Consider the following 20,013-nt stretch of genomic DNA (forward strand, 5'->3'; position numbering starts at 1 on the left):
ACTCTCCAACAATGAACAGTTTAATCGAGGCAATTTAATGCTCTCAAAGGAACCTCATACGAGGTTCAATACATAAGCTCTACTGGCTTAGTTCACTAGCACACTGTTGAGTTCTCAAGCAACACACTTCGGACCGCCGCGCTGCGAAGCGCCTTGGTTTTCGGCTTTTGTTTCAAGCTTTGTTCCAGGGATACCACCCTGGTTCGGGACCACCCACTCTACCACGACTGTGGGAGCTTGGTTCGTGTTCCCGGCGGCCACCCGGTTTCCCTGGCGACTTGGAGAACTTTACATGCCCCCGAAACACCCTTGCACAGGGGGGTCCCTTTTTTCACGCCAGGCCGCTGACCTGCACCGATCGGCGCTCACCGCGGCTGCGGCTCCCCGTGCGTCGCGACGACCGTCAGCGCGACGAGCGCGGCCGCCAGCACGGCGGTCACGTGGACGGGCGCCGGCGTGAACGACGCCGCCAGGACGAGGACCGCCGTCACCGGGAACCCGATGGCGATCGGGCGGCACTCGTTGGTCGGGCCGATGTGCAGCAGCCACACGCTCAGCAGGAAGACGGCGACCGGCACCGTCGTGGCCATCGCCGCCGCCACGCCGCCGAGGTCGTACAGCGCGCCCGTGTCGTAGGCGACCGCCACCTCGAGCCCCGCGCCCACCGCCGCGGCCGACGCGAAGATGAAGTAGTGGCCGTAGCCCCAGCTCATCGACGTGAACATGGTCGGGCGGCGGACGAGCCGCGCGTGGCCGGGGCGGTCGAAGTACAGCCACCACATCGAGAACACCAGGACGAGCGCGGCCGCGGCCAGCGAGATCAGCGCGCCGAGGTGGCCCGGCTCCGCGGTCCCCTCCTTGAGCGCGTTCGTCGCGCTGAGGATCACCTCGCCGAGCACGATCAGGGTGAACAGGCCGTACCGCTCGGCGATGTGGTGCGGGTGCCACGTCGTGCCCTGCCGGCGTTCCGCCCACACCGGCACGGCCATCTCCAGGACGGCGAACACGACGAACGCGGGCAGCTGGGCACCGTGCGGCACCCACAGGAACGCGACCCACAGGACCTGCACCCCCGCGATGCCGGCCGCGTACCGCAGGGCGGCCGGACGGCACGACGGGTCGGACCGTGCGGCGCGCAGCCACTGGACCACCAGCGCCAGCCGCATCAGGACGTAGCCGGCGACCATCAGCCGGAAGTCGCCTTCGAAGGCGCTCGACACGGCCGCCGCGACGGTCAGCCCGCCGGCGATCTGCACGAGCGTCGCCAGCCGGTACGGCACGTCGTCGGTGTCGAACGCCGAGGCGAACCAGCTGAAGTTCAGCCAGCCCCACCAGATCGCGAAGAACACCATCGCGAACGACAGGACGCCGTGGGCGGTGTGGCCTTCGGCCAGCGCGTGGTGCAGCTGCGCGGCCGCCTGGCCGACCGCGACCACGAAGCAGAGGTCGAACAGGAGTTCCAGCGGCGTCGCGACGCGGTGGTGCTCACCGCGGTCTCGCGATCGCATGGGGCGGCGCCACACCCGGATCTCCGGGCGCAACGGCTGTTCGGTCATCGGTGCTCCCCGGGCTCGTGCCTGTCGGACGCCGTCATCCCACATGATCACGAGCCGGTGCGCAAAACCCGACACGAAGCCCCAGGTGTGACGGACGGGCCCGGTTCCCCCTCCCCCGGGCCCGCCCGCGCCGTCACGCGCCGGCGGCACCGACGGGCAGCCCTTCCGCGAGTGCCGGACGGTCCCCCGCGGACGCCGACAACTCACTGGACGGAAGGTGACCGAGCGTGTCCATTCCCTCGAACTCCGGACGCCTCGATCGCTCAAGCCGGTCACCCCATCCCCGGGTGGCCGACTGATTGCCACTGTCGGTAGCCGAAGCCGCGCAGTGAAGGCTCCATAAGATCTACCCGGTCGCTCTGCGTAGCACCAGGGAATTCCCGCGCTCGTCACCCGGATGGAGCATCGAAGGTCTGCGGAAAGTAGTGTCTCAGCCCCGCTGGACGTCCGCGGCCGAGCTGTGCGCCTCCCGCGCTTCGCGCTCTTCTACCGAGGCGCGGTGCCGGCGCGCCCGGAGCTCGGCGACCGCCAGCGCCAGCGCGCAGCACGTCAGGACGGCCGCGCAGCTGAGCGCGACGGTCAGCGCGACCGGGTAGGCCGAGCCCGTGCCCACGACCGCGCCGAACACCGAAGCGAGCACCGCGGTGCCGATCGCGGTGCCGATCCGCTGCCCGGTCTGCAGCGCGCCACCCGCGACGCCGGCCATCCGGACCGGCACGCATTCGAGCGTCAACGTCGTGTTCGGCGAGATCACCATCCCGCCGCCCACGCCGGCGAACAGCAGCGGCAGCGCGAACGCCCAGCCGGACGACGCGGGCGGGACCAGCTCGGCGAGCAGCGCGACGAGGAGCAGGCCGAGGGCGACCATGCCCAGCCCGGTGACGGTGAGCCGCCTGCCGAAGCGGGGCACCAGCCGCCCGGCGACGGCCGCCGACACCGCCGAGCCGAGCGCGAACGGCGTCACCGAAAGCCCGGACTGCAGGGGCGAGTAGCCGAGGCCCTGCTGGAAGAACATGGCGAAGACCAGCCAGATCCCGGCGAACCCGCAGAAGTAGAGCGCGCCGACCGCCGCGCCGGTCGCGTAACCGGGGGTGCCGGTGAACAGCCGCGTGTCCAGCAGCGGCGTCCGGCCGCGCCGGGACACCGAGTGCTCCCAGCGGATGAAGGCGACGCCGAAGACCAGGGCGATCGGGAACAGCCACCACAGGCGCGCCAGGCCGTCGTCGTCCGATTCGACGACCGGCAGCAGCACGCCGAGCACCGCGACCGCGAGCAGCACGATGCCCACGAAATCGATCTCCGACCGGATCTTGAGCTGTTTCTTCTCGCTGCGCGGCAGCAGCCGCAGGGCCAGCGCGAACGCGAGCACGCCGATCGGGACGTTGACGTAGAACACCCAGCGCCAGCCGTCCTCGGCGCCGAAGACCGCGATGATGGCGCCGCCGAGGATCGGGCCGACCGCCGTGGAGATCCCGACGACGGCGCCGAACATCCCGAACGCCCGGCCGCGCTCGGCGCCGCGGAAGAGGTCCTGGATCAGGCCGGTGTTCTGCGGGGTCAGCATGCCCGCCGCGATGCCCTGGGCGAGGCGGGCGAGCACCAGCGTCGTCTCGTTCGGGGCCGCGCCGGCCAGCGCGCTCGTGACGACGAAGGCGGCGAGGGCGCCGAGGAACATGTTCCGGCGGCCGAACGCGTCCCCGAGCCGGCCGCCGGTGACCAGGACCAGCCCGAACGCCAGCGCGTACCCGGACACGACCCAGCGGATCCCGCCGCTGCTCGCGTGCAGCCCGGACTGCATCGACGGGAGGGCGACGTTGACGATGCTGACGTCGAGCAGCCCCATGAACCCGGCCGTCAGCGAGACGGCGAGCGCTTTCCAGCGGCGGGGGTCGGGTTCGTGGGTCATCCCGTCCAGCAAACACGAAGGGCGGGGTCCGCGCGCGTTGTGCCCGCGAACCCCGCCCTCCGGGGGCTCACGTCGACGCGGTGATGCCGCGGATGCCCTTCAGCTCGCCGATCAGCATGGAGCTGACCTTCACCGGGTAATCGTGGAGCGCGAACACCGTCTGGTTCCGGCCCACCAGCTTGAGGTGGACCATCGTTTCGCCCTTGTGGGCGAGCAGCGTGGACCTCAGCTCGCTCACCACCGACTGGTCGATCTTCTCCGCCGCGGCCAGCAGGACCAGCGGCGGTTCGTCGTCGCCGTTGCCGGTGCCGACCTCGGACAGGTCGAGCGTCGCGAGGCCGCCGCCGAAGATCGACATCTTGTCCTCGCGCCAGTTGACCCGGCCCTTGACCAGCACCGCGTTGTCCTCGATCAGCTCACTCGAGAACAGCGCGTACGACTTCGGGAAGAACAGCACCTCGAGCGAGGCGTCCATGTCCTCGACCGTGCAGATCGCCCAGGGCTCGCCCTTCTTGTTGACCCGCCGCTCCAGCGACGTGATCAGCCCGGAGATGACGATCTCGCCTTCCCGCGGCGGATCGGCGAGGATCCCGGCGATCGGCTTCGGGGCGTGCTTGCGCAGGATCCGCTCGGCGCCGTCCAGCGGGTGCGCCGAGACGTACAGGCCCAGCATCTCGCGTTCGTAGGCGAGCAGCTGCTTGCGCGGGTACTCCTCCTCGCCGAACTTCAGGTGCGCGAGCGGCGAGGAAGAAGCCGCTGCGGTGTCGTCTCCGTCGTCCCCGCCGAAGCCGAACAGGTCGAACTGGCCCATCGCCTCCTGGCGCTTGAGCGGGACGACGGCTTCGACCGCGTCTTCGTGGACCTGGATCATCGACAGCCGCGTGTGACCGAGCGAGTCGAACCCGCCCGCCTTGATCAGCGATTCGATGACCCGCTTGTTGCAGGCCACGAGCTCGGACTTGTCGAGGAAGTCGGTGAAGGAGGCGTACTTCCCCTTCTCCTCGCGGGTCTTGATGATCGACTCGACGACGTTCGCGCCGACGTTGCGGACGGCACCCATGCCGAAGCGGATGTCGTCCCCGACGGCCGCGAACCGCAGGGCCGACTCGTTGACGTCCGGCGGCAGCACCTTGATGCCGAGCCGGCGGCACTCGGACAGGTAGACCGCCGACTTGTCCTTGTTGTCGCCGACCGACGTCAGCAGCGCGGCCATGTACTCCGGCGTGAAGTTCGCCTTGAGGTACGCGGTCCAGTAGGAGACCAGGCCGTACGCGGCCGCGTGGCTCTTGTTGAACGCGTAGCCGGCGAACGGGAGGATCGTGTCCCAGAGCGCCTTGACGGCCTCGGCGGAGAACCCGCCCGGGACCAGCTCGCTCGCCTTCATCCCGGCTTCGAAGCCCTCGTACTCGAGGTCGAGGACTTCCTTCTTCTTCTTGCCCATCGCGCGGCGGAGCACGTCCGCGCGACCCATCGTGTACCCGGCCACCTTCTGGCCGATGTGCATGATCTGCTCTTGGTACACGATCAGGCCGTAGGTGTCGGCCAGGATCTCCCGCAGCGGCTCGTCGAGCTCCGGGTGGATCGGCTTGACCTTCTGCCGGTTGTTCTTCCGGTCGGCGTAGTCGTTGTGCGCGTTCATGCCCATCGGGCCGGGGCGGTACAGCGCGCCGACCGCGACGATGTCGTCGAACACCGTGGGCTCCATGCGGCGGAGCAGGTCTCGCATGGGCCCGCCGTCCAGCTGGAACACGCCGAGCGTGTCGCCGCGGGCGAGCAGCTTGTAGGTCTCCGGGTCCTCGACGCCCAGGGTGTCGAGGTCGATGTCGATCCCGCGGTTGGCCTTGATGTTGTCGATCGCGTCGCCGATGACCGTCAGGTTCCGCAGGCCCAGGAAGTCCATCTTGAGCAGGCCGATGGCCTCGCACGAGGGGTAGTCCCAGCCGGTGATGATCGAGCCGTCGTCGCGCTGCCAGAGCGGGATGGCGTCGGTCAGCGGGTCGCACGACATGATGACCGCGCAGGCGTGCACGCCCGCGTTGCGGATCAGGCCCTCGAGACCGCGGGCGGTCTCGAAGATCGTCTTGCACTCTTCGTCGGTCTCGACCAGCGCGCGGACCTCGGCGGCCTCGCCGTAGCGCTCGTGCTTCGAGTCGACGATGCCCGAGAGCGGGATGTCCTTCGCCATGATCGGCGGCGGCAGCGCCTTGGAGATCTTGTCCGCGATCGCGTAGCCCGGCTGCCCGAAGTGGACGCGCGCGGAGTCCTTGATCGCCGCCTTGGTCTTAATGGTGCCGAAGGTGATGACCTGGGCGACCTTGTCCGCGCCGTACTTCTCGGTGGCGTACCGGATCATCTCGCCGCGACGGCGGTCGTCGAAGTCGATGTCGATGTCGGGCATCGAGACGCGCTCGGGGTTCAGGAACCGCTCGAACAGCAGCTTCTGCGGGATCGGGTCCAGGTTGGTGATGCCGAGGACGTACGCGACGAGCGAGCCGGCGGCCGAACCTCGGCCCGGGCCGACCCGGATGCCGACGCGGCGGGCGTAGCTGATGAGGTCGGCGACGATGAGGAAGTAGGCCGGGAAGCCCTTCCCGATGATGACGTCGAGCTCGATCTCGATCCGCTGGTTGTAGTACTCGTCCGGCACGCCGTCCGGGAAGCGCCACTTGAGACCGCGCTGGACCTCTTCGCGCAGCCAGCCGCCCTGGTCGTAGCCCTCCGGCACCTCGAAGAACGGCAGCCGGTCCTTGTGCGCGTAGACGTCGTCGTAGGACTCGACGCGCTCGGCGATCAGCAGCGTGTTGTCGGCCGCGCCGGGCACCTCCTTGTCCCAGTACTCGCGCATCTCGGCGGCGGCCTTGAGGTAGTAGCCGTCGCCGTCGAACTTGAAGCGGGTCGGGTCGTTGAGGGTCTTGCCCGCCTGGACGCACAACAGCGCCGAGTGCGTGTCGGCCTGGTCCTTGGTGACGTAGTGCGAGTCGTTGGTGGCGATCGGCTTGAGGTCGAGCAGGCGGCCGACCTCGAGCAGGCCCTCGCGGACCGACCGCTCGATGGGCAGGCCGTGGTCCATCAGCTCGAGGAAGAAGTTGTCCGCGCCGAAGATGTCCTTGTAGTCGGACGCGGCCTGGATCGCCGCTTCCTTCTGCCCCAGCCGCAGCCGGGTCTGCACCTCACCGGACGGGCAGCCGGTGGTGGCGATGATGCCGGCGTGGTTTTCGGCGATCAGCTCGCGGTCCATGCGCGGCTTGCGGTAGTAGCCCTGCATGCTGGCCAGCGAGGACAGCTTGAAGAGGTTCCGCAGCCCGGTGGCGTTCTGCGCGAGCATCGTCATGTGGGTGTAGGCACCGGCGCCCGAGACGTCGCCGCCCTCGCCCAGCTCGTCGGAGCCGCGCTGGTTCGACTGCCCCCAGAAGACCGGCTTCTTGTGGAAGCGGCTCTCCGGCGCGATGTAGGCCTCGATGCCGATGATCGGCTTGAGGCCGTGCTTCTTCGACTGCTGGTAGAACTCGTCGCCGCCGTACATGTTGCCGTGGTCGGTCATGCCGACCGCGGGCATGCCGAGGCGCGCCGCCTCCGCGAAGAGAGGGGCGATCTTCGCCGCACCGTCGAGCATCGAGTACTCGGTGTGGACGTGCAGGTGGACGAAAGAATCGTTCGACACCAGCGAAAACCTCCCCTGTCTGGATGGGACCGGCGCGCCCGGGTCCCCCAGCCTATCCCGCACTCACCGGGCTCGATTGTGCGCCTCTGGGGGCCGGGAGCGGAGGCACGACTCGCACTCATTTCGGGCGGTGATGATCACGGCACGCGGTGCGGCCGGGCGATCACGCGGAGCGGCCGGCGGGGTGGGCGAGGACGACCGCCGCGGGTACGGCGTCACGGCGGCTCGGGCGGCCGTGGCGGGGTCGCGAATGAGTCATTAGCCCCCCGCCGGACCGAGCGCAAGCGCCGAGCCGCGCGTGGCGGGCCCCGTGAAGCCGCCGGTGAGGTGAGCCACAGCCGCGCCCGCTCGCGTTGACACCCGGGGGTGCGGGACCGAGCATTCCCCGCATGAACCTGTCTGACAGCCAGACAGCCGGACAAGGTGGTCCTCGCCGGGTGAGTGCCATGGAAGCCGTGCTGGCGCATCTTCGGCAGCTGATCGAACGCGGGGACTACCCCGTCGGCGCCAAGCTGCCCTCCGAAGCCTCCCTGAGCAGGGAGTTCGAGGTCAGCCGGTCGGTCATCCGGGAAGCGCTGCGCGGTCTGCAGGCCCTCGGGATGACCGAGTCCAAGACCGGCAAGGGCACCTTCGTCACCGCGACCGGGCCCGCCGAGAACCCCACCTTCGGGCCCTACTCCGCCCGGGACCTCATCGAGGTGCGCCGGCACGTCGAGATCCCCGTCGCCGGGTACGCCGCCCTCAGGCGCGACCAGGACCACCTCGACCTGCTCGGCCATCTCCTGGACCGGATGGACGCCGAGACCGACAACACCGCGTGGGTCGCGCTCGACTCGCTCTTCCACATCACCATCGCCCAGGCCTCGGGCAACCCCGTGTTCGGGAAGGTGATCGAGGAGATCCGGGACGCGTTGGCCCGCCAGTCCGCCTTCCTCAACCAGCTCGGCGACCGGCGCGCGCGGTCCGACGCCGAACACCGCGAGATCGTCACGGCCATCGCGAGCGGCTCCGAAGCGGACGCCGTCGCCGCCATGACCGCGCACCTCGAGCACGTCGAGGCCACCCTGACCAGCATCGTGAACGGGGACCAGTGACCGAACAGACCCTCACGCCGTCAGCCGACGCGGGCGACGCCGGCTACCGGAAGGCGCTCAAGCCCCGGCACGTGAACATGATCGCCATCGGCGGGGCCATCGGCACCGGCCTCTTCCTCGGGGCCGGCGGCCGGCTCGCCCAGGCCGGCCCGGCGCTCGCGATCGTCTACGCCGTGTGCGGGCTCTTCGCCTTCTTCGTCGTCCGCGCGCTCGGCGAGCTCATCCTGTACCGGCCCTCCAGCGGCGCCTTCGTCTCCTACGCCCGCGAGTTCATGGGCGAGAAGGGCGCGTACGTCGCCGGCTGGATGCACTTCCTCAACTGGTCGACCACCGGCATCGCCGACATCACGGCGATCGCGCTCTACGCGCACTTCTGGTCGTTCTTCTCGCCGATCCCGCAGTGGGTGCTCGCGCTCATCGCGCTCGCCGTGGTCCTGACGCTGAACCTCGTCTCGGTGAAGCTGTTCGGCGAGATGGAGTTCTGGTTCGCCATCGTCAAGGTCGCCGCGCTCGTGCTGTTCATGGCGATCGGGATCTTCCTGCTGGTGACGCAGACGCCGATCGACGGCAGCGTGCCGGGCCCGCAGCTGATCACCGAGCACGGCGGGATCTTCCCCACCGGGCTCCTGCCGATGGTGCTGATCGTGCAGGGCGTGGTGTTCGCCTACGCCTCGGTCGAGCTGGTCGGCGTCGCCGCCGGCGAGACCGAGAACCCGGAGAAGATCATGCCGAAGGCGATCAACTCCATCATGTGGCGGATCGCGGTCTTCTACGTCGGTTCGGTCGTGCTGCTCGCGATGCTGCTGCCGTGGAGCTCCTACACGAAGGACCAGAGCCCGTTCGTCACCGTGCTCTCCCACCTCGGCGTGCCCGCCGCGGACAGCGTGATGAACCTGGTCGTGCTCACCGCCGCGCTGTCCAGCCTGAACTCCGGCCTCTACTCGACCGGCCGCATCCTGCGGTCGATGGCGACGGCGGGCTCGGCGCCGAAGTTCACCGGCGTGATGAACCGCAACCACGTGCCCTACGGCGGGATCCTGCTCACCGCGGCCGTCTGCGTGCTGGGCGTCGGGCTCAACTACGTCGTGCCGAAGGACGCCTTCGACATCGTCCTGAACTTCGCCGCGATCGGCATCCTCGCCACCTGGGCCATCATCGTGCTCTGCCACCTGCTGTTCGTCCGCAAGGCCGAGCGCGAAGGCTTCGAGCGGCCGTCGTTCCGGCTGCCGTTCTCGCCCTGCACCGAGATCGCGACGCTGGTGTTCCTCGCCGCCGTCGTCGTCCTGATGGGCTTCGACGAGACCGGCCGGATCACCCTCCTGGCGCTGCCCGTGATCCTCGTCGCGCTGGTCGTGGGCTGGTTCGCCGTGCGCAAGCGGATCGACATGCGCGCGTTCGACGAGGAGGGCGTGTGAGCCACGAACCCCTGGTCGAGCTGGTCCGCGGTGGCCTGGTCGAGGGCGTGCACCACGGCTCCCTGGTCGTGCTCGCCCCGGACGGCACGACGCTGTTCGCCGCGGGCGACCCGGACGTCCCGATGTACCCGCGCTCGACGGCGAAACCGTTGCAGGCCACGGCGATGGCGCGGCTCGGGCTGCGCCTGTCCCCCGCCGGCTTCGCGATCGCGGCGGCCAGCCACTCCGGCGAGCGGATGCACCTCGACGCCGTCGCGGACGTGCTCGGCGGCCGCTCCGCCGACGCGCTCGGCAACCCGGCCGACTTCCCCTACGACCCGGTCGAGCGCGACGCCTGGCTCGCGGCCGGCCGCACCCCGAGCCGCGTGGCGCACAACTGCTCCGGCAAGCACGCGGCGATGCTCGCGACGTGCGACCTGAACGGCTGGGACACCGGCGGCTACCTCGATCCGGCGCACCCGCTGCAGCGCGCGATCGCCGCCACCGTCGAGGACCTGACCGGGCACGGCATCGAGCGCGTCGCCGTCGACGGCTGCGGCGCGCCGCTGTTCGCGACGACGCTGCGCGGTCTCGCCACCGCCGTTTCGAAGATCGCCACGGCCGCGCCCGGAACGCCGGAGCACCTGGTCGCCGACGGCGTCCGGCGGCACCCCGAGCTGGTCGGCGGCAGCCGCCGCGACGTCACCGCCGTCATGCGCGCGGTGCCGGGGCTGCTCGCGAAGGACGGCTTCGAGGCCGTCCAGGTCGCCGCGCTGCCGGACGGCACGGCGATCGCCGTCAAGATCGCCGACGGCGGCGACCGGGCGCGCTACCCGGTGCTGGCCGCCGCGCTGAAGCTGTGCGGCATCGACGTGCCGCCCGGCCCGGAAAACCTGCGTTTCGTCGGAAACCTGCCCGTGGGGAGCCTGCGATGACCACCCGCCGCGAACACGACCTGCTCGGCGACAAGGACGTCCCCGCCGACGCGTACTGGGGCGTGCACACCGCCCGCGCCCGCGAGAACTTCCCCATCACCGGCACGACGATCGCCGCGTACCCGCACCTGGTCGAGGCGCTCGCGTCGGTGAAGGAGGCCGCGGCGCGCGCCAACGCCGAGCTGGGCCTGCTCCAGCCCGAGATCGCCGACGCCATCACCGCGGCCTGCCGGGAGATCCGCGAAGGCGCGCTGCACGGCGAGTTCGTCGTCGACGTCATCCAGGGCGGCGCCGGGACGTCGACCAACATGAACGCCAACGAAGTGATCGCGAACCGCGCGCTCGAACTGCTCGGGCACGCCAAGGGCGACTACCACGTCGTGCACCCCAACGAGCACGTCAACCTCGGGCAGTCCACGAACGACGCCTACCCGACCGCGGTCAACGTCGCGACGATCATCGCCGTGCGCGAGCTGGCCGAGTCGATGGTCGTGCTCGAAAAGGCGTTCGCGGCCAAGGCCGTCGAGTTCCACGACGTGCTGAAGATGGGCCGCACGCAGCTGCAGGACGCGGTCCCGATGACGCTCGGCCAGGAGTTCGGCACCTACGCGGTGATGCTCGGCGAGGACCGGTTGCGGCTGAACGAAGCCGTTGCCCTGCTGCACGAGATCAACCTCGGCGCGACCGCCATCGGCACCGGCCTCAACGCCGCGCCGGGGTACGCCGAAGCCGCGTGCCGGCACCTGCGCGAGATCACCGGGCTGCCGGTGGAAACGGCAGCGGACCTCGTCGAAGCCACTCAGGACTGCGGCGCGTTCGTGCACCTTTCGGGGGTGCTCAAGCGGATCGCCGTCAAGCTCTCGAAGAGCTGCAACGACCTGCGCCTGCTGTCCTCGGGCCCGCGCGCCGGCCTGAACGAGATCAACCTGCCGCCGGTGCAGGCCGGGTCGTCGATCATGCCCGGCAAGATCAACCCGGTCATCCCCGAGGTGGTGAATCAGGTCGCGTTCGAGGTGATCGGCAACGACGTCACCGTGACGATGGCCGCCGAAGCCGGGCAGCTGCAGCTCAACGCGTTCGAGCCGATCATCCTGCACGCGCTGTCGGAGAGCATCACGCACCTGGGCGCCGCCTGCCGGACGCTGGCCGAGAAGTGCGTTTCGGGGATCACGGCCAACGTCGACGTCCTGCGCTCCTACGTCGAGAACTCCATCGGGCTGGTGACCGCGCTGAACCCGGCCATCGGCTACGCGGCCGCGACGGAGATCGCCAAGGAGGCGCTGGCCACCGGCCGGGGCGTGGCCGAACTCGTGGTCGAAAAGGGCCTGATCCCGGCCGAAGAGCTGGCCAGGCTGCTGCGTCCCGAGACGCTCGCCCGCGCGAACTGAGGTACGGTCGGATCCGGAAGGATCGACTCCGCTTCGGCTGACAGGGGACCCCGTGCTGGACCGACTTGTCGACAAGCTGCTCGGGCTCCCGCGTGCCGAAGGGCCGAAGCCGGTCGTGACGCGCGACCTCGAAACGACGATGCCCGACGGCGTCACGCTGCTGGCCGACCGGTACGCCCCCGAGGGGACCACGCCGGCGCCGGTGGTGCTGATCCGCACGCCGTACGGGCGCACGGGCCTGCTGTCCAAGCTCTTCGGCGACACGTTCGCCCGGCACGGGCTGCAGACGGTCATCCAGAGCACGCGCGGCTCGTTCGGCTCCGGCGGCGAGTTCCGGCCGTTCCACCTCGAGCGCGAGGACGGCGTGGCGACCGCGGAATGGCTGCGGGAGCAGCCGTGGTGCGACGGCCGGGTCGCCATGGCCGGCGCCAGCTACCTCGGGCACACGCAGTGGGCGGTCGGCCCGTACCTCGAACCTCCCCTCGAGGCGATGTGCCTCGGCGTGACCGCGTCGGAGTTCGTCTCGACGTTCTACCCGGGCGGCGTGCTCGCGGCGGACAACATGGTGTCCTGGTCGGCGATGATCGGCCGCCAGGAAGAGCGGTTCGCCGCGCTGCCCAACCCGATCCAGAAGCGCAAGACCCGCCGCGCGATGGCGCACCTGCCGCTCAGCGGCGCCGACGTCGCCGCGATCGGGAAGCCGGTGCGGTTCCTGCAGGACATCACCACCCACTTCGTGCCGGACGACGACTACTGGGTGATGTCCGACCACAGCGCCGAAGTCGCGAAGCTCGACGTCCCGGTGTCCATGGTCACCGGCTGGTACGACCTGTTCATCCGCGGACAGCTGCGCGACTTCCGGATCCTCGCCGAAGCGGGCAAGAAGCCTCGGATCACCATCGGGCCGTGGGCGCACGGCGAGCCGGCGAGCATGGGCCCGATGATCCGCGACCAGCTCGGGTTTCTCCGCGCGCACCTGCTCGGCGACCGCGCCCAGCTGCAGCGCTCGCCGGTCCGGCTGTTCCTGCAGGGCGCGAACTCCTGGCTGGACTTCGAATCGTGGCCGCCGCCGTCGACGGCGACCGCGTCGCACCTGCGGCCGGTCGGCGGGCTCGGCGAGGTGGCCGAGCAGGCGCTGCCGGCGACGTTCACCTACGACCCGGCCGACCCGACCCCGGCGGTCGGCGGTCCCCTGCTCACCGGCGACACGAAGCAGCGCGACAACCAGGAGGTCGAGGCCCGCCCGGACGTGCTCGTCTTCACCGGCGAGCCGCTGCCCGCGGACCTCGACGTCATCGGCGACGTGGCCGCGACCGTGCACGTGCGCACCGAGCTCGGCCACGCCGACGTCTACGTCCGCCTCTGCGACGTCGACCCGGACGGCGTGTCGCGCAACGTGACCGACGGGATCCTCCGGTTGCGCCCGGGTTTCCCGGCCGCGGACCCCGACGGCGTGGTGACGGCGGAGATCGACCTCGACCCGACGGCGTACCGCTTCCGCCGCGGCCACCGCCTGCGCGTCCAGGTGGCGGGCGGCGGCTTCCCCCGCTTCGCGCGCAACCACGGCACGGGCGAACCGATCACGTCGGCGGTGGACGGCAAACCGAACCGCTTCGAGATCTTCCACGACGCGGCCCGGCCGTCCCGGATCACGCTGCCGGTGTTCAGCCGCTGACGGCCCGGTGGTGGCTGGTTTCCCGGCCGTCGTTCAGGACCTCCACCACCGCGTGTCAAGCGGAGTCACTCGGTGTGCGATGCGCACCGGCCGCTTGTGGGCATCGCCGCCACCCGGTCAGACGGCACCGGGCGCGCGCCTCGCCGAGGACCGGTCAGCCGACGACCCGGTGGTGGCTGGTCACCCGGCCGTCGTCGTGCAGGACGTGCAGCAGCAGGGACGGCGGCCGCTCGTGGTCCAGCGGGCCGCCGTCGGCCCAGCCGCGGTCCGCGCCCGGCTCGACCGGCAGCAGCGACTGCGAGACGACGCCGGGCGCGATGCGCAGCGGCACCCCGGCGAACACCGTCGAGGCGCCGGTGTGCACGTGCCCGGCCAGCAGCGCCTTCACGCGGGGATGCCGGGCCAGGACGGCGGCCAGCCGCTCTTCGCCGCTCTGGCGGATCGCGTCCACCAGCGGGACGCCGACCTCGACCGGCGGGTGGTGGAAGGCGACGATCGCCGGGCCGTCCCCGCCGGAAAGCACGCCGTCGAGCCAGTCCAAGGTCGAGTCGGCGAGGAAACCCGCACCCGCACCGGGGATCGTCGAATCGCACAGGGCGAACAGCACGCCGCCGACCTCACGGGCGAAGTCGATCGGCTCGTCGGACGGCGCAGAGCCGAGCAGCCCGGCCCGGAACTCCGCGCGGACGTCGTGGTTGCCCGGGCAGACCAGCACCGGCGCCGGGTGCTCGAGGAGCTCGGCGGCGCGCGCGTACTCGGCGGCCGCGCCGTGGTCGGCGATGTCGCCGGTGACGACGACGGCGTCGACCGGCCGCGCCAGCCCGCCCAGGTAGGCCATCACGGCGGCGACGCGTTCTTCGGCCCGCGGCTCGCCGTCGAGGTGGAGATCGCTCAGGTGCGCGATGATCATCGATCGTCCTTCCCCAGGTAGGCCAGTGCTTTCACCCAGTTCCGGACGAGCACCGCGGACGCGGCGGGCAGGTCGCCCTCGCGCAGGGCCGCGGCGATCCGGCGGTGCTCGCCGATGCTCTCCGCGGCCCGGCCCACCCCGCCGAAGTAGCACGATTCGTACCGCTTGAGCAGCGGCTTGGTCTGCCCGAGCAGCCGCAGCAGGTGCGGGTTCGGGCAGCGGGACAGCAGCAGCGCGTGCCACCGGTCGTCCACATCGGACAGATCGCCGCCGTCGGCCAGCACGGCGTCCATTTCTTCGGCGACGGCGTCGAGCGCGTCCGGCAGCCCGGCCAGCTCCAGCGGCGACGTCCAGCGCAGCGCGAGGGCTTCGAGCTCGGCGACCAGCGGGTAAAGCCGGCGGGCCTCGTCCGGGTCGAACGGCGGCACGAGGAAACCGCGGCCGGGCGCGGAGACGAGCAGGCCCCGGTCGGCGAGCCCGATCAGCGCTTCCCGCAGCGGCGTCCGGCTGACGCCCAGCTCATGGGCCAGGTGCACCTCGTTGACGCGGCTGCCGGCGGCGAGCCGGCCGTCGAGCACGCGGGCGGTGATCCGCTCGATGAGGTCGCTGCGCAGCGGGGTCCGGGCCATGGCCGGAAGTATTGCATACAGTACCCATCTACTGTATTCAGTTGGTATGGCCTTCGACGTCGAGCGCGCACGCCGTGAGACCCCCGGCTGCGCCGAAGTTGTCCACCTGAACAACGCGGGCTCCGCGCTCCCGCCGTCCGTCGTGACCGACACGGTCGTCGACTACCTGCGCCACGAGGCGCTGACCGGCGGGTACGAAGCGATCGCCGAGGCGTCGGACCGCTTCGACGCCGTGTACGTGTCCGCGGCGCGGCTGGTCGGCGCCGGACCCGACGACATCGCCCTCACCGACAACGCGACGCGCTCGTGGCAGGCGGTGTTCTACGCGCTGCCGTTCGGTCCCGGCGACCGGATCCTCACCTCCCGCGCGGAGTACGCGAGCAACGCCATCGCGTTCCTGCAGGTCGCCAAGCGCACGGGCGCGGTCGTCGAGGTGATCGGCGACGACGAGTCCGGGCAGCTGGACGTCGAGGAGCTGCGCCGGCGCGTGGGCGGCGACGTCAAGCTGATCGCCGTCAGCCACGTGCCCACCCAGGGCGGCCTGGTGAACCCGGCCGAGGAGATCGGCGCGATCGCCGAGGCCGCCGGCATCCCGTTCCTGCTCGACGCCTGCCAGTCGGCGGGCCAGCTCGACCTCGACGTCTCCCGCCTGAAGTGCGACGCGCTGTCGGTGACCGGCCGCAAGTACCTGCGCGGCCCGCGCGGCACCGGCTTCCTCTACGCGCACCCCCGGCTGCGGGAGCGGCTGGAGCCGGCGATGCTCGACCTGCACTCCGCGAGCTGGACGTCGCCGGCGGAGTACGTCGTCGACCCGACCGCCAAGCGCTTCGAGGTGTGGGAGAAGGACTTCGCCGCCGTCCTCGGCCTCGGCGCCGCCATCGACTACGCGCTCGAGTGGGGCCTGCCGGCCATCGAAACGCGGGTCACTTCGCTGGCCGCCACGCTGCGCGAACGGCTGACCGAAGCCGGCGCCCTCGTGCGCGACATCGGCGCCCGCCGGTGCGGCATCGTCACCTTCACCGTGGAGGGCACGCCGGCCAAGGAGATCAAGGCCCGGCTGGCCGAAGCGGGCATCAACACGTCGGTGTCGTCACGGCCGTCGGCCCAGTACGACTTCACCGCGCGCGGCCTGCCGGACCTGCTCCGCGCTTCGGTGCACTACTACAACACCGAGGACGAGATCGACCTGCTCGTGCGGCAGATCGAGAAGCTCTAGAAGGCGTTGACGCCGGTGAGCTCGGCCGACACCGTCCACAGGCGCTCGGCCAGGGCGGGGTCGATCGCGTAGTCCTTGACGCCCGTGCGCGTGCCGTCGGCCGGGGCGGGCTCGGCGACGTCGCAGTCTTCGAGGTAAACGCCACCGAGGCCGTCGAGCTGCGGGGACGTCGCCGCCCAGACCTGTGTTGCGGCGCCCTGCTCCGGCGTCTTGGCACCGCCGGTCACCCGGCCGTCGGCGTCCACCATCCCGGCGTCGACCAGCTCCTGCCGGTCGAGGTGGCGCACGAGGTCGGTCAGGATCCGGCCCGGGTGCAAGGAAAACGCGCGGACGCGGTCCCCGGCGAGCTTGTCGAGCCGGACCGCGAAAAGCACGTTCGCCGTCTTGGCCTGGCCGTAGGCGAGCCACTTGTCGTAGCCCTGCCGGAATTCGAGGTCGTCGAAGCGCACCGGGCCGTAGTGGTGGCCGCGCGAAGACACCGAGACGACGCGGGCGCCGTCGGTGAACGCAGGCCAGAGCCGGTTCACCAGGGCGAAGTGGCCGAGGTGGTTGGTCGCGAACTGCGCCTCCCAGCCCGGTCCGACGCGGGTCTCCGGCGACGCCATGATCCCGGCGCTGCCGATGAAGACGTCGATCCCCCGGCCCGAAGCGAGGAACCGCTCGGCGAAGGCGCGAACGCTGCCGAGATCACCCAGGTCGAGTTCGTCGACTTCGACGTTCCCGATGCCCCGCAACGCTTCTTCGGCGGTGGCCCGCCGCCGGGCCGGGACGACGACGTGCGCGCCCGCCGCGGTCAGCGCCCTGGTGGTTTCCAGGCCGAGGCCGGAGTAGCCGCCGGTGACGATCGCCAGCTCGCCGGTCAGGTCGATCCCCGCGACGACCTCGGCCGCGGTGCTTTCGGCCCCGAACCCGGAGCCGATCTTGTGCTGTGGGGTGCTCATGCTCCCGACAGTAAGAGCTGGAGCGGACTCCAGCGCAAGTTCAGTCCTTGAGCAGCTGGCGCGCGATCACGAGCTTCTGGATCTCGCTGGTGCCCTCGTAGATGCGGAACAGGCGCGCGTCCCGGTAGATCCGCTCGACCGTCACCCCGCGGACGTACCCCATGCCGCCGTGCACCTGCACCGCGCGGTCGGCGACCCGGCCGAGCATCTCCGTGCAGAACAGCTTCGCCGACGACGGCCCGAGCTTGCGGTCCTCGCCCGAGTCGTACTTGGCGGCGGCTTCGTGCACCATCGCGCGACCGGCCGCCAGCTCCGCGTGCGACTCCGCGAGCAGCGCCTGGACCAGCTGGTACTCCCCGATCACGCGGCCGCCCTGCCGTGCGGTCCGCGCGTACTCGACGGCTTCGGCGAGCGCGCGTTCGGCCATGCCGACGCACAGCGCGGCGATGTGCAGCCGGCCGCGGGCGAGCGAGGCCATCGCGATGCCGAAGCCCTTGCCCTCCTCGCCGACCAGCGCGTCCACCGGCAGCTCGACGTCGTCGAAGACCACCTCCGACGTCCACGCCCCGGCCTGGCCCATCTTGGCGTCGTGCGGGCCGACGGTGACCCCTTCCGCGCCGGCGGGAACCAGGAACGCCGAGATGCCGCGGCTGCCGGTGCTTTCGAGGTCGGTGCGCGCGAAGGCGACGAAGACCTCGGCCAGCGGCGCGTTCGTGATGAACCGCTTGGTGCCCGAGAGCCGGTAGCGGTCGCCGTCGCGGACCGCGCGGCTGGTCAGCCCGCCCGGGTCCGAGCCCGCCTCGGCCTCGGTGAGCGCGAAGGAGGCGATCGCCTGCCCGGCGGCCAGCCGCGGCAGCCAGCGGGTGCGCTGATCGGGCGTCCCGTAGTGCACGATCGCCTGGCCGGCGATGCCGTTGTTGGTGCCGAAGAGGGACCGGAACGCGGGCGTCGTCCAGCCGAGCTCGATCGCCAGCCGGACGTCCTCGGCCATGGCGAGGCCGAGTCCGCCGTACTCCTCCGGCAGCGCCCAGCCGAACAACCCGAGTTCGGCGGCCTTCTCCCGGATCCCGGCCGGGATCTCGTCGTGCTCGTCGATCTCCGCCTCGCGCGGCACGACCTCCTTGCGCACGAACTCCCGCACCGCGCCGAGGACCTGCCCGAAAACGTCCGCGTCCATGCGTCGCACGGTACCCGGTAGCGTGCGGTGCGTGAGCACCTTCTTCGACGTCGCCGAGCAGCACCCGGGCAGGCTCGCGGTGCTCGCGCCCGACGGGACCGCCGCGACCTTCGGCGAGCTGGCGGCGCGGGCGAACCGGCTGACGCACGCGCTGCACCGGCTCGGGCTGGGCCCGGGCGACGGCGTCGTCGCGATCGTCCACAACGGACTCCCGTACTTCGAGCTGCTGTTCGCGACCCTGCAGGCCGGGATGTACTTCACCCCGGTCAACTACCGGTCTTCGCCTGCCGAAGTCGCCTACGTGGTGGCGAACAGCGGCGCCCGGGTCGTCGTCGCGGAGGCGGCCATCGCGCGGGAGTGCGACCTCGACGTGCCGCGGTTCTCGATCGGTGCGGCCGGGGGCTGGGGCGACTACGCGACCTGGGGCGAGGACGAGCCGTCGACGCCGCCCGAGCCGCGGACCGCGGGCCAGACGATGCTCTACACGTCGGGGACCACCGGGCGGCCCAAGGGCGTCCGGCGCGCGTTGAGCGGGAACCCGCCCGCGCTGCACCCGATCCACCGCGACCTGCTGGCCGCGTTCGGCGTTCTCCCGGGGCCGGGGGTGCACCTGGTGGCGTGCCCGCTCTACCACGCGGCGCCCGGTTCGTTCGCCGTCAACGCGATGCACCTCGGGCACAGCGCGGTGCTGATGGACCGCTTCGACGCCGAAGGGACGTTGCGGCTCATCGAACGGCACCGCGTCACGAGCACCCACCTCGTGCCGACCATGTTCCACCGGATGCTGCGGCTGCCCGAAGACGTCCGCGCGCGGTACGACACGTCGAGCCTGGTGAGCGTGATCCACGGCGCGGCGCCCTGCCCGCGCGAGGTCAAGGAGCGGATGATCGCCTGGCTCGGCCCGGTGGTGCACGAGTACTACGGCGCTTCGGAAGGGCTGATCTGCGGCGTCACGGCAGCCGAGTGGCTGGCCGCGCCGGGCACCGTGGGCCGGCCCTTGACCGGCGTGCGGCTGAAGATCCTCGACGACGACGGCACCGAGGTCCCGGACGGCGAGCCCGGCACGATCTGGTTCAGCTCGGCCCACACCGCGATCGACTACCTGGGCGATCCGGAGAAGACCGCGGCGAACCGGTCCGGCGAGTTCATCACCGTCGGCGACTTCGGGCACCGCGACGCCGAAGGCCGCGTCTTCCTGCTCGACCGCCGGACCGACCTGATCCTCTCCGGCGGCGTCAACATCTACCCGGCCGAGGTCGAGGCGCGGCTGCTCTCGCACCCCGACGTCGCCGACGCGGCCGTGATCGGCGAGCCAGACGACGAATGGGGACAACGCGTGGTCGCCGTCGTCGAGCCGGTGCCCGGCGTTCTTCCGGGCGACGACCTGGCCGCGCGGCTGGCCGAGCACTGCCGGGCCGAGCTGGCGGGGTTCAAGACGCCGAAGCGGTTCGACTTCACCGATCGCCTGCCGCGCACCGAATCGGGCAAGATGATGCGGCGCACCCTGCGCCCGTCCTGAGGAGTACCGCCC

Annotated in this window: 14 protein-coding genes; 7 read left to right on the top strand and 7 right to left on the bottom strand. The window is 71.0% G+C overall.

The window, feature by feature from the left end:
- Positions 1-365: 365 nt before the first annotated feature.
- From ACLJQM_RS41785 to dnaE, 3 genes are all read right to left on the bottom strand, one after another.
- Complete coding sequence (locus ACLJQM_RS41785) at positions 366-1,556, bottom strand: low temperature requirement protein A (RefSeq protein ID WP_410635869.1); 1,191 nt, start codon at positions 1,554-1,556, stop codon at positions 366-368.
- A 430-nt stretch (positions 1,557-1,986) separates the two neighbouring features.
- Positions 1,987-3,462, bottom strand: a complete 1,476-nt coding sequence (locus tag ACLJQM_RS41790) for an MFS transporter (RefSeq protein ID WP_410635870.1) — start codon at positions 3,460-3,462, stop codon at positions 1,987-1,989.
- Between the two features lie 67 nt (positions 3,463-3,529).
- The gene (gene dnaE, locus ACLJQM_RS41795) at positions 3,530-7,123 is read right to left on the bottom strand and encodes a DNA polymerase III subunit alpha (protein WP_410635872.1); all 3,594 of its coding nucleotides are present in this window, start codon (positions 7,121-7,123) and stop codon (positions 3,530-3,532) included.
- A gap of 446 nt (positions 7,124-7,569) precedes the next feature.
- On the opposite strand from dnaE, the gene ACLJQM_RS41800 reads away from it, so the two are divergent.
- The 5 genes from ACLJQM_RS41800 to ACLJQM_RS41820 are packed head-to-tail and all read left to right on the top strand — an operon-like array spanning position 7,570 to position 13,609.
- Positions 7,570-8,217, top strand: a complete 648-nt coding sequence (locus tag ACLJQM_RS41800; RefSeq protein WP_410636049.1) for a FadR/GntR family transcriptional regulator — start codon at positions 7,570-7,572, stop codon at positions 8,215-8,217.
- Positions 8,214-9,632: an amino acid permease gene (locus tag ACLJQM_RS41805; RefSeq protein ID WP_410635874.1), complete on the top strand. Its 1,419-nt coding sequence runs from the start codon at positions 8,214-8,216 to the stop codon at positions 9,630-9,632. The genes ACLJQM_RS41800 and ACLJQM_RS41805 overlap by 4 nt, the downstream gene beginning before the upstream one ends.
- A complete protein-coding gene (locus ACLJQM_RS41810; RefSeq protein WP_410635875.1) occupies positions 9,629-10,546 on the top strand; it encodes an asparaginase in 918 nt (305 codons plus the stop codon). Before ACLJQM_RS41805 ends, ACLJQM_RS41810 begins: the two co-directional genes overlap by 4 nt.
- Positions 10,543-11,934 (top strand): aspartate ammonia-lyase, encoded by a 1,392-nt coding sequence (gene aspA / locus ACLJQM_RS41815; RefSeq protein ID WP_410635876.1) that lies wholly within the window; start codon positions 10,543-10,545, stop codon positions 11,932-11,934. Before ACLJQM_RS41810 ends, aspA begins: the two co-directional genes overlap by 4 nt.
- A gap of 52 nt (positions 11,935-11,986) precedes the next feature.
- Positions 11,987-13,609, top strand: a complete 1,623-nt coding sequence (locus ACLJQM_RS41820; RefSeq protein WP_410635877.1) for a CocE/NonD family hydrolase — start codon at positions 11,987-11,989, stop codon at positions 13,607-13,609.
- A gap of 154 nt (positions 13,610-13,763) precedes the next feature.
- Here the strand turns inward: ACLJQM_RS41820 and ACLJQM_RS41825 are convergent, their stop codons facing one another.
- Together ACLJQM_RS41825 and ACLJQM_RS41830 are read right to left on the bottom strand one after the other, a co-directional pair.
- The gene (locus ACLJQM_RS41825; protein ID WP_360781015.1) at positions 13,764-14,519 is read right to left on the bottom strand and encodes a metallophosphoesterase; all 756 of its coding nucleotides are present in this window, start codon (positions 14,517-14,519) and stop codon (positions 13,764-13,766) included.
- Entirely contained in the window at positions 14,516-15,148 is a 633-nt protein-coding gene (locus ACLJQM_RS41830) for a GntR family transcriptional regulator (protein ID WP_410635880.1), read from the bottom strand. The genes ACLJQM_RS41825 and ACLJQM_RS41830 overlap by 4 nt, the downstream gene beginning before the upstream one ends.
- A 46-nt stretch (positions 15,149-15,194) precedes the next feature.
- On the opposite strand from ACLJQM_RS41830, the gene ACLJQM_RS41835 reads away from it, so the two are divergent.
- On the top strand, positions 15,195-16,364 hold the full coding sequence (locus tag ACLJQM_RS41835) for an aminotransferase class V-fold PLP-dependent enzyme (protein WP_410635881.1): 1,170 nt from the start codon (positions 15,195-15,197) through the stop codon (positions 16,362-16,364).
- On the opposite strand, the gene ACLJQM_RS41840 is transcribed toward ACLJQM_RS41835, so the two are convergent.
- Positions 16,361-17,305, bottom strand: coding sequence for an SDR family NAD(P)-dependent oxidoreductase (locus ACLJQM_RS41840; RefSeq protein WP_410635882.1), 945 nt, complete (start codon positions 17,303-17,305; stop codon positions 16,361-16,363). The two genes, ACLJQM_RS41835 and ACLJQM_RS41840, sit on opposite strands and share 4 nt — an antisense overlap.
- A 40-nt stretch (positions 17,306-17,345) precedes the next feature.
- A complete protein-coding gene (locus ACLJQM_RS41845) occupies positions 17,346-18,482 on the bottom strand; it encodes an acyl-CoA dehydrogenase family protein (RefSeq protein WP_360781004.1) in 1,137 nt (378 codons plus the stop codon).
- 31 nt (positions 18,483-18,513) lie between these two features.
- On the opposite strand from ACLJQM_RS41845, the gene ACLJQM_RS41850 reads away from it, so the two are divergent.
- Positions 18,514-20,001, top strand: coding sequence for an AMP-binding protein (locus ACLJQM_RS41850; protein ID WP_410635883.1), 1,488 nt, complete (start codon positions 18,514-18,516; stop codon positions 19,999-20,001).
- Positions 20,002-20,013 lie beyond the last annotated feature (12 nt).

The organism is Amycolatopsis sp. cmx-4-83 (assembly GCF_046548815.1).
GTDB lineage: Bacteria > Actinomycetota > Actinomycetes > Mycobacteriales > Pseudonocardiaceae > Amycolatopsis > Amycolatopsis pretoriensis_A.

Bases quoted from the DNA above. Each gene is read 5' to 3' on its own strand.
- ACLJQM_RS41785 (WP_410635869.1), bottom strand. From the start codon at position 1,556: ATGACCGAACAGCCGTTGCGCCCGGAGATCCGGGTGTGGCGCCGCCCC.
- ACLJQM_RS41790 (WP_410635870.1), bottom strand. From the start codon at position 3,462: ATGACCCACGAACCCGACCCCCGCCGCTGGAAAGCGCTCGCCGTCTCG.
- ACLJQM_RS41800 (WP_410636049.1), top strand. From the start codon at position 7,570: ATGGAAGCCGTGCTGGCGCATCTTCGGCAGCTGATCGAACGCGGGGAC.
- aspA (WP_410635876.1), top strand. From the start codon at position 10,543: ATGACCACCCGCCGCGAACACGACCTGCTCGGCGACAAGGACGTCCCC.
- ACLJQM_RS41825 (WP_360781015.1), bottom strand. From the start codon at position 14,519: ATGATCATCGCGCACCTGAGCGATCTCCACCTCGACGGCGAGCCGCGG.
- ACLJQM_RS41830 (WP_410635880.1), bottom strand. From the start codon at position 15,148: ATGGCCCGGACCCCGCTGCGCAGCGACCTCATCGAGCGGATCACCGCC.
- ACLJQM_RS41835 (WP_410635881.1), top strand. From the start codon at position 15,195: ATGGCCTTCGACGTCGAGCGCGCACGCCGTGAGACCCCCGGCTGCGCC.
- ACLJQM_RS41840 (WP_410635882.1), bottom strand. From the start codon at position 17,305: ATGAGCACCCCACAGCACAAGATCGGCTCCGGGTTCGGGGCCGAAAGC.
- ACLJQM_RS41845 (WP_360781004.1), bottom strand. From the start codon at position 18,482: ATGGACGCGGACGTTTTCGGGCAGGTCCTCGGCGCGGTGCGGGAGTTC.